Source organism: Alcaligenes sp. MMA (assembly GCF_020907215.1).
GTDB lineage: Bacteria > Pseudomonadota > Gammaproteobacteria > Burkholderiales > Burkholderiaceae_B > Alcaligenes > Alcaligenes aquatilis.
Genome location: NZ_JAJJPP010000001.1, coordinates 756,817 through 770,660, shown reverse-complemented (window position 1 = coordinate 770,660; position 13,844 = coordinate 756,817). Strand labels below are relative to the sequence as shown.

Below are 13,844 nucleotides of genomic sequence, written 5' to 3'. Positions count from 1 at the left end.
AAGAATCAAGCATCGCTAAAGAACGGTAGCTTGCTCCCCCCTTGTCTTACTTTCGATTGGATACGCCATGAGTACACTTCGCCTTCCCTACGACACCCTGTCTCCCAAAGCCTATCAAGGTCTGCTGCAAACAAAGCTGGCATTGGACAAAAGCAGCCTAGGTAAAGAGCTGATTGAGCTGGTGAACCTGCGAATTTCACAAATCAATGGCTGCTCCTTCTGCCTGGAGATGCACGCCTCATCCCTACGCAGCTCGGGCGTGGCCAATGCCAAGATAGACAGCCTGGCAGGCTGGCGCGTTAGCACGCACTTTAACGAACGCGAACGTGCGGCCCTGGAATGGACGGAATCGGTGGTGGATATCGCCCACACCCATGCCGCGGACGAGCACTTCGAGCCATTAAAAGCCCATTTCAGTGAGGCAGAGATCTCAGACCTGACTTTTGCGATTGCCTTGATGAGCGCCTTCAATCGTCTCGCCATCAGCATGCGCAGGTAAACGCGAGGAATGATTCTGCAACGGCAAGAAGCAAGATACCTACGCCACAACCCGCTTCAGTCCATCGGTGCCCGATAAATATCGCTGCACTACATCGAACTTGAACCGCTCGTCGTACTTCGCCATGTCATAACCCCCGAAAGTTGGAGTAATGTCCAACCTTCGGGGGTCAATTCAGGGGCGGCTCCCCAGTCTGCAGGAATGCGTTTACTTCAAATCGGCCTTCAGGGTTTCCAGGGCCGCTACAGCGCACGCTTCGTCCAGGTGGCCGCCAGGCGCACCGCCCACGCCGACGGCGCCTATCGTGTCATTGCCGACCTTGACCGGCACGCCGCCGCCCAGCAGCAAAAAACCCTGGATATCACCCAGATTGGCGGCGCCAGCATTTTTCTGCGAACCCTCCAGCATGGCACTGGTCAAGCTACGGGCCGAAGCGGACGTATAGGCCTTGTCGATACTGGCATTGACCGTATGCGGACCGGCCTGGTCAGCGCGTTGGAACGCACGCAGCACGCCGGCACGGTCAACCACAGCCGCCGCCACGTTATAGCCTTTGGCCGAACATTGCTTGACGGTTTCGGCAGCCAGACGATTAGCCAGATCCAGGGAGATGTTTTTTTCGGTCAGCACACCCTGGGCCTGGGCGGCACCAGCGGCGAACAACAACGCCATCAGAAGGGAAGAGCGCAACATAGCAGTAATCTCCATTTATCAGTTCCGACAACATTGTCGGCATGGAAAAACTATACTTGCGCCGCCCGCACGGGACTATTCGGACGCTTACCCTCGCCTCTACGTAGTTTTACGGAGAGGCACTCACCAAACTGGCGTAATACCGAATCAGGTGGGCCAGGTTATCGACCTGCAGTTTGGCAAACAGGTTGGCGCGATGCGTTTCAACCGTACGGGGCGACAGCGACAGCGCCCGACCTATCTCCTTATTGGTCAGGCCCTCGACAATCAGCGCCAGCACCTCGCGTTCGCGTTCGGACAAGCTGGTGTAGCGCTCACGCGCCCATTGATCGGCCGCAAGGCGCTCACGGCGGCGCACGTGCTGGCGCACAGCTTGCTGTACCGCGTCCAGCAGAACATCGTCACTGACCGGTTTTTCCAGGAACTCGACGGCGCCCACCTTGAAGGCGCGCCTGCACATGTCTACCGTGCCGTGCCCGGTCAACAGAATGATGGGCTGGTCCACGCCTTGCTCGACCAAAGTATCGAGCAAGGTCAGTCCGCTGATGCCAGGCATGCGCACATCAAGAATCAAGGCCCCGATAGACTGCCGATCGAAAGACTCCAGAAACTGCTGCGGATCCGCCCAGGTCTGCACCCGCAGCCCTACCGTGCCGATCAGCAAGGCCAGACTTTGACGCACGGCGGCGTCATCGTCCAACAGATGGATCAAGGGCGATAAGCTGGGGCCATTTTCGGTCGGGTTCATGATGATTCTTCGTCCACTCGTTGCAGTTCCAGCGCAAACACGGCCCCTCCCATGGGATCGTTGAACGCTGTCAAGCCACCGCCCATGGCCTGAGCCAGGGACTCACTCAGGCTCAAGCCCAGGCCCAGACCGTCGGAGCGCGTCGTAAAGAAGGGCTCGAACACGCGATCCAGATGCTGTGGGTCGATTCCCGGGCCGTTGTCACGCACGGTCAAGACCACGCGCCCTTGTCGCGGCAGCACCTCGATCCAGATGCGCGGATGACTGATCTGGGCGGCGCCCAAGGCGGATACGGCATTATTGAGCAGATTATGAATTATCTGTCCCAGCGCCACGGGCTCGCCGACCACATCGACATCATGTGGAGGAAGACGTTTCTCCAGGGTAATGCCATGCCGTTCCAACTCCGGCATCAGCAAGTGCACAGACTCCTCCAGCACCTGGGTCAAGGACAACGGGTAGCACTGATCAGCCAGCCCGCTTTCACGCAGGCTGTGCCGCAGACGCGTCAGCACGCTGGCCGCCCGCCTGATCTGCTCCACCGAGTGTGCCATGGCCTCACGCGCAGGCTCCAGGTCGGGGGGGTCTTCCTGCAACAGGCGCAGACTGGCTTGGGTATTAGCCAATACGGAGGTCAAAGGCTGGTTCAATTCATGCGCCAGACCCGCAGCCATTTCGCCGAGCGAATTCAAGCGGCCCACCTGCCCGATACGCAGCAGCTCCTGCGCACGCAAGGTCTGCTCACGTTGCTTGCGCACATAGATGATCAGCGCCACCAGCAAGGCGCTGGCCAGCGCGAACAGCGCCACTTGCCCCCAAGGCAGGTCGGCATAGCTCACGACGCGACGCGTGTGCAATTGAAAACGCTGGCTGGGGGAGGCCAAGGTCTTGCCAGACTGAAACACCACAGGCCCGGCATGGTCCAACCCCGGACTGATCACCCATTGTTGATCCTGCCACTCCAGCACCACGCGCACCGGGCTGCCATTACGCCGGAAAGGCCATTCGTCCCAGGCGATGGCGGCATTCAAGTCCAGTAGCACGGCAAAGCTGGCCGGGTGCGCCGCCGCCAGCAGGACATACCGCCCCTGTGCCAGTCGCACATCCGTTAATACGGCGCGCTCGGTCTTCAAGGACTGCAACTGCGCCTGCTGCCACTGAGGATTGGCCCACGCGATATCGCTCTCTTCGCGATAGATCGCCATGACCTGGGGAAACATGGCTTCCAGCGCTCCCAGACGTTCAATGCGCTGCACAGGCGGCTGCAACAGAGCCAGCATCTGCAAAATGGCGTCATGCTGGGCAAGACGCTGACCCAGCAGCCGGTAGGCAATATTGCTTTGCACCGTGAACGCCTCCTGTTGCCGCGACAGTTCAGCGCGCGTCAACACGGTGGCACCGGCCAAGGACAGGCCGAGCCAGATCAAAAAACCATACAGAAAGGTACGATGGCGCGATCTCATGGGTGCATTTTGAGGATGGGAAGCAATCAGGTAAATAGGCCAACTGGTTGATAAAACCAGGGTTTCCTATATTAAACAATGCCCCTGTCCCGCACCGTTGCGAGCGGTAAGCCCTGGGTCCGCAAGGCCGGCGGCAGCTTCTGCGAGCGCACGTGTCAAGGACCGTCGGCCAAGGGCAGGCCTGCACTGCAAAAACCTAAGGTCAGCCCAATTTTTGCAAGATAATCGATACGGAATAAAGTAAGCCTGCTTAAATCTATCCGGAGTCTATAAGGGGACATCTGTTCCCGCTCCATGATGAGAGCGACGCTTGGCAATCCTCAAAAAAGCCTCATCAAGGGCATTCTTCATTTCAAATTCGACTTCAAAAAATCAGCCTTTCACGGCTTAGCCGCCTGCTGATACAAAGGCATGACCCGCTCCGAGATTGCCTGTAAATCTGCAATCCGGGTTGAAGAAGCCGGATGGGTAGACAAAAATTCCGGCTGACTTCTACCCTGCTCCAAGGCTCCCATTTTCTGCCACAAAGTCACTGCCGCACGCGGGTCGTAGCCTGCTCGCGCAGCCAGCTCAACACCAATCAAATCCGCTTCGGACTCATGGGTGCGGCTATTGGGCAACTCAAACATCACTTCGCTAAGCGTACCGCCCAGATCATTCACCGCTTGCACGCCGGTCAGGGCGGACAGGACAGTCAAGCCAAAGGAGGTCGCCATTTTCTGGGAAACCTGCTCACGCGAATGCTCGCGCAAGGCGTGGGCCATTTCATGGCCAATGACGGCTGCCAGTTCCGCGTCCGTGGGTTGAATCCGTTTGATCAAACCACTGAAAACCGCCATCTTGCCACCCGGCATGCACCAGGCATTAACCTCGTCCTCATTGATGACGTGAACTTCCCAGTTCCAGGAGCGGGCGTCCGCCCGGAAAACACCGACTTGGCCAATCAGACGTTGGGCAATGGTTTTGACCCGACGAGTCTGGGACGCGTTCGTATCCAACGCCTTTTTCTGCCGCGCCTGAGACAGCACCTGAGCATAATTCTGGGCGGCCACCTGATTCAGCTCGGCTTCGGACACCAGATTGGAAATGAACTGTTTACGCTCGACCCCCACCGCCCCGCTTTGCGTGGTCTGCACCGAGGCGCAGCCCGTCATGGCCAGTATCAAACCGGCTGCCAAAAAGCGTTTTCCTGTCGCCATACCTTTCATGCTCAGCTCCAAAAAACAAATCCGACAAGAAGATGAAGTGCTAGACCCCTGAGCAAACCCTCAGACTCAGACACCGCACTGCGAGCGATGACGCAGGCAATGATCCATCAGCACAATCGCCAACAGGGCCTCGGCAATCGGTGTAGCACGAATGCCCACACAAGGATCGTGGCGACCCAGTGTCTGCACCTCGACCGCTTCGCCCGCACGGTTCACGGAAGGACGCAGGGTGCGAATGCTGGCGGTCGGCTTGATCGCCAGGGAAACCGTCACGGCTTGCCCGGACGAAATACCGCCCAGCACACCACCGGCCTGATTGGTCTTGAAACCGTCCGGGTACAGCGCGTCACCGTGCTCCGAGCCTTTTTGCGTGATGCAATCAAAGCCAGCGCCAATGGACACACCTTTGACGGCATTCAACCCCATCATGGCGTGGGCGATATCGGCATCCAGACGGTCGTAAATAGGCTCGCCCCAACCGGCAGGTACGCCTTCGGCCACCACTTCAATACGGGCGCCAATGGATTCACCTTCTTTGCGCAGCTCATCCATATAGGCTTCCAGCTGCGGCACCACGTCCAGATCCGGCGCGTAAAAAGGGTTTTGCTCGACCACATCCCAGCTTTTAAAAGGAATCGCGATGGGACCCAGTTGGCTCATATAGCCGCGAATCTTTACGCCAACGTGCTCGGCTAGCCATTTCTTGGCAATCGCACCGGCTGCGACGGTAGGTGCAGTCAGACGGGCCGAGGAACGACCACCGCCGCGTGGGTCACGGTTCTCGAACTTCTTCCAGTAGGTGTAATCGGCGTGTCCGGGGCGAAAGGTGTCCAGCAAATTGCCGTAATCCTTACTGCGTGCATCGGAATTACGAATCAGCAGGCTAATGGGCGTGCCCGTTGTACGGCCTTCGTAAATGCCGGACAGGATTTCCACCTGATCAGGCTCGCGGCGCTGAGTCACGTGGCGCGAGGTGCCAGGACGGCGGCGATCCAGTTCAAACTGAATATCCTGTTCAGACAGCTCCAGGCCCGGAGGGCAGCCATCAATCACTGCGCCAATCGCTGGACCATGAGATTCGCCATAATTCGTGACGCAGAAACTTTTACCTAGAGTATTGCCGGACATAGAGAGAGTGAACGCAAAGAAAGGGGGGAAATAAAAGACAGGCACGATTATGGCATTGTTCCCGAATCCGGACATGTTCTGCATCGCACCGGGTTTTTTTAGGAAGAGCAGCTGACTGCCAGCTCCGCACTGCCCTCAGGTGGCGGCATGGCATAAGCCTCAAAGCCGGCCCGCTCGGTGTAGGGATCGCGCAGCAACATCAGCAAGGTATCGATTTCGCTGGCATCGTCCTTGGCAGCGGCCTGAATGGCCTGCTCGGCCAAGTGGTTACGCAGCACATACAAGGGATTGACGCGATTCATAGCCTCGCGCTGCTCTGGCGTGTCAGAGCCGTCCAGTGTCAGACGTTGGCTATAGGCTTGCCACCAAGCCTGAGCCTGATCTTCAGAACCTTCAAACAGGCTCAGGAAAGCCTCGGGCGCCTTGCTGGCCTGTGCCAGAGCACGGAAGGACAAGGTGAAATCCGCCCCGCTGTTATGCAGTAAGCGCCACCAATCATCGACCAGTTGGGCATCATCAGCCTGCCAGGTACGCAGGCCGAACTTGGCCTGCAAGTTGGCGTGATAGCGATTCAGAAAACTGGCTTCAAAGGTTTGCAGATGCGCTTTGACCGTTTCAACATCTGGCTCCAGCACCATCAAGGCGCTGGCCAGGCGGTACAAGTTCCAATGCACAACCGCAGGCTGCGCGTTCCAGGCATAACGGCCTTGGTTGTCGCTATGATTGCAGACGTGATTCACGCGGAATTGATCCATGAATCCGTACGGGCCGTAGTCAATGGTCAGGCCCAGAATGGACATATTGTCGGTATTCATGACGCCGTGACAAAAACCGACGGTTTGCCAGTCGGCCACCATCTGGGCGCTGCGGTGCGTGACTGCCTGCAAGAAACGGCAGACGCGCTCTTGCTCCGAATCGCCTTCGAGCAGCAGTTCCGGATAAAACTCTCGCAATACGTAATCCAGCAACTCACGCACACGCGTGGCGTCATTAGCCCAATGCTCGAACGAGCCAAACCGTACAAAGCTGGGGGCAACACGGGTCACAATCGCGCCCGTTTCCACGGTCTCCCGGTACACAGGCGTATCCGAGGTCACCAGGGCCAAGGCCCGGCTGGTGGCAATACCCAAACCAGCCATGGCTTCACTGGCCAGATATTCGCGCACACTGGAACGCAGCACGGCACGGCCATCGCCCATACGGGAGTACGGGGTTTTACCGGCGCCCTTCAACTGCAATTCCTGCGGGCCCGTGGGCGTGTCGATTTGCCCCAGCAAATGTGCGCGGCCATCGCCCAATTGCCCAGCCCAGACACCGAACTGATGACCACTGTATACAGCCGACACCGTCAGACCACCGGGCAAGGGAGCCTGGCCACTGACCACATCCAGGAACTCCTGCTCACCCAAACGGGAAACATCCAGGCCCAGTTGCGCCGCCAATTCTTTATTGACATGCAGCAAGCGGGCATTGGCCAAGGGTTGCGGCGGAACCGCCGTATGGAAAGCCGATGGCAGATCGGCAAAATGGTGACTGATGGCCAGGCCATCGAACAAGCTGGACATACAGACCCCCTTAGGCCGATTTGGCGGCTTTGGCAGCCTCGGCTTTTTCGGCCTTGCTACGCTGCTTGGCCGCTTTCTTGGCTGGCCAAAGATAGAAAATGGCGCAGAAATAATAAATCAGCGATAAAACAATTTCTGCCATCGCCCAGGGCAACACATCCGCCACCGGGTCAGACCAGGCACGCATGACCCCTTCTGCGAAATACAGCAGAATCATCATGGACGTCCATTGCAGGGTATACAAATTGCCCTTGAGCACGCTGCGCAGCGGCAGCACCAAAGGAATCACTTTCAGCACCAGCCAGGAGCCGCCGGGTTTCAAGGGCGCAAAATGAAGCTCCCAGGCCAGGCACAAAGCAATCAAGGCGACCAAAGCCAGGGCCGCCACTCGATGAAGTATGGGGTTTAAAGGTTCATGCATGCTGTTATTATCACCTGAACCCTGTCGAAAAGCAGCGTCCGCCGCATCAAACCGCTATGAAAAACGACGAGAACTTTCCTATGTCCTCTGAGCAAGCTGAACAAACAGACTTGAATCCAGAAAACATCGACCCTGCTTTGCGGCAGGAGCCCGCGCCCGCCCCCACTGCCAAGCACCATTTTTTAAGTGTGGCGCGCTTTGCCATCAAACGGGTGGCCGAAAAAGATCTGATGAAGGTGGCCTCCAGCCTGACCTACACCACCATTTTGGCCATTGTGCCCATGTTGACGGTGGTGCTGGCCCTGTTCACCGCTTTCCCCCTGTTTCAGGAATTTGAAAGTGCTCTGGAAGGGTTCTTGACCCGCAATCTGATGCCCGAGGTGGTATCAGAGAACATCATGCTGTATCTGAACCAATTTGCTGCCAAAGCCTCCGGCCTGACCGCAGTGGGTAGCTTGTTCCTGATTGTCACGTCCATCATGCTGATCATGACCATTGACGAGACCTTCAACAATATTTTCCAAGTTCATACGCAGCGTCCCCTGGGCCAGCGCCTGCTGGTGTACTGGGCCATTATCTCGCTAGGTCCGATTCTGACCGGTGCCAGCCTGTGGGCCACCACCATTCTGGCGCGGGAGTCCATGGGCTATATCGGCAACCTGTCTGGCATTGTCTCCTTTGCTCTGGCCTATGTGCCTTTCCTGTTTACGACCCTGGGTCTGACGGCGCTGTTTATGTATGTGCCCAACCGCCGCGTGTGGTGGCGTGATGCCCTGATCGGCGGGGTGGTCACTGCCGCCTTGCTGGAGTTGATGAAAGCCGGCTTTGCCTTTTACCTGACTCGCTTTCCCACCTACACGATTATTTACGGTGCCTTTGCCATCCTGCCGATCTTCCTGCTGTGGATTTATATCTCCTGGCTGATCGTCTTGCTAGGCGCTTCCATGGTGGCAATTTTGCCCGATTGGCGTGGACGTAACTGGGTCAAGACCAATGTGCCCGGCATCGCTTTTACCGATGCCGTCAACCTGCTCTATCAGTTGTGGCTGACCCGCCAGAACCAGCAAGGGCTTAGCGTACGTGAACTTAGCCACAAGCTGGAACGCGACCCGGACGAGCTGTACGTCATATTGTGCAAGCTCAAATCCATGGGGCTGATTGCTGACACCCAGCAAGACAGTGACGAGCAATGGGTGCTCAGTTGTGATTTGCGTCAAGTCAGCCTGAAACAACTGACCAACGCATTTTTGCTGGACCGCGCCCATACTCACGAGGGTCCGCTAGAATATGTATTCAATTATCTTTCTCAGTTTTTCGATCAGCGACTATCCAATCTGGAAGAACTGTTTGAGTCGCCGCAAGGTATTCTGACAGGACAACCAGCCATACTAAACGCCGATCCCGGTCAGGAGACCCAGTATGCTAAAAGTCAGTGAAATCCTGCGTGTCAAGGGAGACACGCTTTATACAGGCACCCCCGAAATGACCGTCGAAAAAGCGGTACAGAGCATGAGCGAGCTGGATATTGGTTCGCTGGTGATCATGGAACATGGTCAGTTGGTGGGTATGTTGACCTTTCGCGAGATCATTCGCCACTGGCACGCCCAGGGTAATAAAGCCCAGGGGTTTACCGTGCGCAGCATCATGGATGACGCCCCCGTCAGTGTGACCCCCAACACCAGCGCCGACGAAGTGCAGCGTCTGATGCTGAACAACCATGCACGCTATATGCCCGTAATGGATGGCCCGGTGCTGATGGGGGTTATTTCCTTCTTTGATATGGCGCGCGCCATTGTTCACGCCCAGCAGTTCGAGAACAATATGCTCAAAGCCTATATACGCGACTGGCCTACCGATTCCGAGCAGGCCAGCGCGCCCTGATCCACCGAGTCCAGCCGCCTTTACTGTCGGCGCTGCAATTGCTCCCAGGCCTGCGCAAGCAGGCCTGGGTCGTTTTTGGCCAGCCAGGTGTGATCCGACAAGGTACGACGCCACTGGCGTGCGCCCTTCTTGCCGTGCGGCCAGCCCAGCATGCTCTTGATCACAATGCGCAACGGAACACCGGCCTGAACATGATGCCGCGCATACGCAATCATCTGTTCGACGACCGAATCTTCATCCAGCAGTACATCCTCGGGCCACAGGCGACGATGAATCTCACTTAATATCGCAGGCGTATGCCAGGCGGCCCGGCCCAGCATCACACCATCGAACTGTTCTTCCAACGCGACCGCTTGATCAGGCTCCTGAATGCCGCCATTCAAGATGAACCGTGCATCAGAAAAGTCCTTTTTCAGTTGCATGGCCATGTCATAACGCAAAGGTGGAATCTCCCGGTTGTCCTTGGGCGACAAGCCTTTCAAAACCGCATTGCGGGCATGCACCGTAAAGACACGACAACCGGCCTCGAACAGCGTCCCCACAAAATCTCGCACAAAATCATAGGACTCGTTGTAATCCAGCCCCAGCCTGTGCTTGACGGTAACAGGTACAGACACCGCGTCCTGCATGGCTTTCACACAGTCAGCCACCAATTGCGGCTCGTTCATCAAACAGGCACCAAAAGCGCCTTTTTGTACTCGCTCCGAGGGACAGCCGCAGTTCAGATTAATTTCGTCATAGCCCCACTTTTCACCGGCCAGGGCACTGGTGACCAAGGCGTCCCGATCGCTGCCACCCAGTTGCAAGGCCACCGGATGCTCGGCCTGATCAAAATCCAGATGGCGCGCCTGATCGCCGTGCGTCAACGCGCCGGTGGTGATCATTTCCGTAAACAGCAAGGCGCGCGGCGCCAGCAGTCGATGAAAAAAGCGGCTGTGGCGGTCAGTCACGTCAATCATGGGCGCCACACTCAAACGCCACATCTGGCTGTCCGGCATCACAAAATTAGTCATAAACAGGGAGCAAAGAGCCTGATAGCAGGCTTGGTAAAAAGAGAAAACACCCATTTTAATGGTTTCAGCCGACCACAGGATGAAGATAAAGCGCGGTAAATCGTCGCAAGGCCCCAAAAAACCGGCGCACTAGTCTAAAATCGGCCGTTTGACCTACTCGCGCGCCTAATAGTGCGCCAACAACCGGACCCTTACTGAAAGCATGGCTGTTTTTACTTCCGTCAGCGAACTTGATGCCCGTGAACTACTGGAACACTACACACTTGGTGAATTTGTGTCCTTACGAGGCATTACCGCCGGCATTGAAAACACCAATTACTTTCTGAGCACGACCCAGGGCGAGTACGTTCTGACTTTATTTGAAGTCCTGACGCTGGAACAGTTGCCTTTCTACATCGAGCTGATGCACCATCTGGCGGCCAAGGGCGTTCCGGTGCCAGAACCGATGACACGCCGCGATGGTAAACGCATCTGTGTCATGCACGGCAAACCTTGCTCGATTGTGACACGCTTGCGTGGCGGCTACGAGCCCGAGCCTACGGTGGAACACTGCCGGCAGATCGCCCGCACCCAGGCCCAGGCCCACTTGGCCGCTCAGGACTTCCCCCTGGAACAGCCCAATCTGCGTGGCTTGAGCTGGTGGAAAAGCACCGTACCCCAAGTCCTTCCCTTCCTGGATGCCAGCCAGTCCGAACTGATACAGACCGTTCTACAAGAACAAAGCAATTTTGCCGATAGCGATACCTATCGCTCCTTGCCGCAAGGCCCGGCCCACTGCGACCTGTTCCGCGACAACGTGCTGTTTGCAGGCACCTCGGACGCGCCCCAGATGGGCGGCATCATCGACTTTTACTTTGCCGGTTGCGACACCTGGCTGTTTGACGTGGCTGTGGCTGTTAACGACTGGTGCATCGACCGTCTGAGCGGTGCCTTGAGCCAGGAAAAAGCCCAGGCCTGGCTGGAGTCCTACGCCCAGGTACGCCCCTTTACTGAAGCAGAGCACAGCGCCTGGCCGATATTGATTCAAGCTGCCGCGCTGCGCTTCTGGATCTCGCGCCTGTACGACTTTTATCTACCTCGCCCCGCTCAAACCCTCAAGCCGCACGACCCACGGCACTTTGAGCGTGTGTTGCGTCAGCGTCGCGACCATGCTGTACCGGCGCTCCCTCGATAAATACGGATACTGATATGCAAGCAGCCAAGCTCCCCTTTCTTTACGGGTGGTACTGGATTCAGGAAGGAATGCGCTTGTTCAAGCTGCAACCAGCCGCTCTGTTTTTCTGGAGCCTGATCACCTCTATCCTGATCAACCTAAGCAATATCTTTCCCATCGTAGGCCAAATGGTGCTGATCGTGCTGGTCCCGACCATGACCTTCATTATTCAGAATGCCTGTCGCCGCATTCATCAGGGGGAGGTCATCCGCCTGGGCATGTGGACCGAGCCCTTGAAACCCGCTCCTGTACGCAACCGCCTGATCAAGCTGGGCCTCATTTATCTGCTGGCCTGCCTGGTCGTGGGCTTTGTGGCGACCTTCCCCTTTGTGAATGAGCTATCGCAATTGATGGACAATAGCGATGCCACTCCACAGGAAGTCATGGCGGCCTTTCGCAAGCCTATTATTTTGTTCTTCGTGCTGTACCTGGGCCTGTCCGCCCTGTTCTGGCACGCTCCGGCTCTGGTAGGCTGGCATGCCATCCCGGTCAAGCAAGCCTTGTTCTTTTCCATGGTGGCTTGCTGGCGCAACAAAGCCGCCTTCCTGCTGTACGGCCTGTGCTGGGCGGCGGCCTTCTTCGCCATCCAAACCCTGGGCGGGCTGTTGCTGGGGGCCGGTTTGAGCCCAGGCACAGCCACCATGGTGCTGACACCTATCAACCTGACCATGGCCGCCATCCTGTACGCCAGCTTCTACCCGGCTTACCGCAGCGTATTTGGTGATCCGATGCGCGATACTGAGCAAGGCTAAGCCCAGTCCAACCATACCCCGCCCCCTGTTTGACGTATTTTCTGCAGGGCGGCGGCCCAAGGTGCAAACTGCTCCGGCCCGGACAGATAACCAAGCGGCGCTTCCAGGACCGATCTGGCCTTTCTATGCCACCGTACTGCTCCTGGCGATACTGCCGGACAAAACCTCAAAGGCTGATCACTTTCATCCAGAAAGCAGATATCCAGAGCCTGACGCATTCCCCATAAATGAACCGCTCTGCACGGCCGCAGCCACACGGCGGTTGCGAAACCCTTGTGCTGTGGCAGTGCCTTCCAGCCACGCCAACGAGCCCAGAAAGTATGGGCATCAAATAAATACAGGCCTCGTCGCTGCGTCTGTTGCAGCGGCTGTTTGATCAATACTGATATGGACATCCCCTAGCCTCCCCCTGCCAGCCACGGGCCGAGCAGGCTCATCGCAATCACCAAGAATGTGCAGGGGAAAATACACACCACCAAAGGGGCCAGCAAATAAACGGGTAGCTTGAGGGCTCTTTGCTCGGCTTCCAGGTGCAAATGACTACGCAGCTTTTCTGCTTGAGAGCGTAGCAACAAGGCCAAGGACAATCCCGTGTCCTGCGCCAGCTCCAAAGACAAGGCCAACTCCTCCAGCTCGGCCTGCCTGAAGCTCAAAGCGACATTGCGCATCGCTTGTGGCAAGCGTCGTCCTGCCCGAACCTCGCCCTGTACCTTGTTCAAGCTGATCAGCAAACTGCCTTGCGGTAGGGCCTGCGTTGCACGCGCCCAGGCCTGCTGCAAGCCCAGCCCAGACTCGACAGCCAGCACCAGCAGATCCAGAAAGAAGGGCAAATCCCGGCGGCAACGGGAATGATGCTGACGCTGCAGTTTTCTTCCCCGTGAGATAGCTTGTAATACGCTCAGGAAGAAACCAATCACAGTCAGCCCTGCAAGCTCCATCAATGAAGCCCCCTGAGTCAACAAGAAAGCACTAACAAGGCTTGTGAGCAGTCCAGTCAAAGCCACACGTTTGCTTAAAAAGCCCCGTACCTCCTGGGCATACGAACCCCACAATCGCTCCGGCCACTCATGTACAAAAGGCAGGGATAGGCAGAGACTCAGAACTCTGGAAAACGGTGCCTCCCACGCCTGCCAAGCCGCCTGCCCCAAACTGCTGCCACCTTGCAGCAAAAGCAGATAACGACCGCGCCACGCCCACAACAATGCGATCAGGAACAAGGCCGCACTCAGGGCAGAGAGTATCCAGATCATTGCGAGCATA

Annotated in this window: 14 protein-coding genes; 5 read left to right on the top strand and 9 right to left on the bottom strand. The window is 57.1% G+C overall.

Annotated features, from left to right (window positions below; translation table 11 throughout):
• The first annotated feature begins 67 nt into the window (after positions 1–67).
• Positions 68–499, top strand: a complete 432-nt coding sequence (locus LNA76_RS03450; RefSeq protein WP_108727574.1) for a carboxymuconolactone decarboxylase family protein — start codon at positions 68–70, stop codon at positions 497–499.
• Between the two features lie 207 nt (positions 500–706).
• On the opposite strand, the gene LNA76_RS03445 is transcribed toward LNA76_RS03450, so the two are convergent.
• The 7 genes from LNA76_RS03445 to LNA76_RS03415 form a co-directional block, all read right to left on the bottom strand.
• Positions 707–1,207, bottom strand: a complete 501-nt coding sequence (locus LNA76_RS03445) for a GlcG/HbpS family heme-binding protein (RefSeq protein ID WP_205648981.1) — start codon at positions 1,205–1,207, stop codon at positions 707–709.
• Positions 1,208–1,301: 94 nt separating this feature from the next.
• A complete protein-coding gene (locus LNA76_RS03440; RefSeq protein WP_230017936.1) occupies positions 1,302–1,940 on the bottom strand; it encodes a response regulator transcription factor in 639 nt (212 codons plus the stop codon).
• Positions 1,937–3,403 carry a sensor histidine kinase gene (locus tag LNA76_RS03435; RefSeq protein ID WP_094196933.1) on the bottom strand — a complete coding sequence of 489 codons (1,467 nt, stop codon included), beginning with the start codon at positions 3,401–3,403 and terminating at the stop codon, positions 1,937–1,939. The genes LNA76_RS03440 and LNA76_RS03435 overlap by 4 nt, the downstream gene beginning before the upstream one ends.
• 380 nt (positions 3,404–3,783) lie before the next feature.
• Positions 3,784–4,611, bottom strand: a complete 828-nt coding sequence (locus LNA76_RS03430; RefSeq protein WP_094196934.1) for a M48 family metallopeptidase — start codon at positions 4,609–4,611, stop codon at positions 3,784–3,786.
• 66 nt (positions 4,612–4,677) lie between these two features.
• Complete coding sequence (gene aroC, locus LNA76_RS03425; protein ID WP_230017935.1) at positions 4,678–5,739, bottom strand: chorismate synthase; 1,062 nt, start codon at positions 5,737–5,739, stop codon at positions 4,678–4,680.
• A gap of 98 nt (positions 5,740–5,837) precedes the next feature.
• On the bottom strand, positions 5,838–7,304 hold the full coding sequence (locus LNA76_RS03420) for a protein adenylyltransferase SelO (protein WP_108727577.1): 1,467 nt from the start codon (positions 7,302–7,304) through the stop codon (positions 5,838–5,840).
• A gap of 10 nt (positions 7,305–7,314) precedes the next feature.
• Positions 7,315–7,725: a DUF2069 domain-containing protein gene (locus LNA76_RS03415; RefSeq protein ID WP_094196937.1), complete on the bottom strand. Its 411-nt coding sequence runs from the start codon at positions 7,723–7,725 to the stop codon at positions 7,315–7,317.
• 80 nt (positions 7,726–7,805) lie between these two features.
• On the opposite strand from LNA76_RS03415, the gene LNA76_RS03410 reads away from it, so the two are divergent.
• The gene (locus tag LNA76_RS03410; RefSeq protein ID WP_230017934.1) at positions 7,806–9,161 is read left to right on the top strand and encodes a YihY family inner membrane protein; all 1,356 of its coding nucleotides are present in this window, start codon (positions 7,806–7,808) and stop codon (positions 9,159–9,161) included.
• Positions 9,145–9,606, top strand: coding sequence for a CBS domain-containing protein (locus LNA76_RS03405; RefSeq protein WP_094196939.1), 462 nt, complete (start codon positions 9,145–9,147; stop codon positions 9,604–9,606). The genes LNA76_RS03410 and LNA76_RS03405 overlap by 17 nt, the downstream gene beginning before the upstream one ends.
• Before the next feature lie 20 nt (positions 9,607–9,626).
• On the opposite strand, the gene dusA is transcribed toward LNA76_RS03405, so the two are convergent.
• On the bottom strand, positions 9,627–10,619 hold the full coding sequence (gene dusA, locus LNA76_RS03400; RefSeq protein WP_230017932.1) for a tRNA dihydrouridine(20/20a) synthase DusA: 993 nt from the start codon (positions 10,617–10,619) through the stop codon (positions 9,627–9,629).
• A gap of 202 nt (positions 10,620–10,821) precedes the next feature.
• Between dusA and LNA76_RS03395 the strand changes: the two genes are divergently transcribed.
• A complete protein-coding gene (locus tag LNA76_RS03395; protein ID WP_230017930.1) occupies positions 10,822–11,793 on the top strand; it encodes a homoserine kinase in 972 nt (323 codons plus the stop codon).
• A 14-nt stretch (positions 11,794–11,807) separates the two neighbouring features.
• The gene (locus LNA76_RS03390) at positions 11,808–12,584 is read left to right on the top strand and encodes a BPSS1780 family membrane protein (protein WP_230017928.1); all 777 of its coding nucleotides are present in this window, start codon (positions 11,808–11,810) and stop codon (positions 12,582–12,584) included.
• 398 nt (positions 12,585–12,982) lie between these two features.
• On the opposite strand, the gene LNA76_RS03385 is transcribed toward LNA76_RS03390, so the two are convergent.
• Complete coding sequence (locus LNA76_RS03385) at positions 12,983–13,843, bottom strand: type II secretion system F family protein (RefSeq protein ID WP_230017925.1); 861 nt, start codon at positions 13,841–13,843, stop codon at positions 12,983–12,985.
• Between the last annotated feature and the right edge of the window lies 1 nt (position 13,844).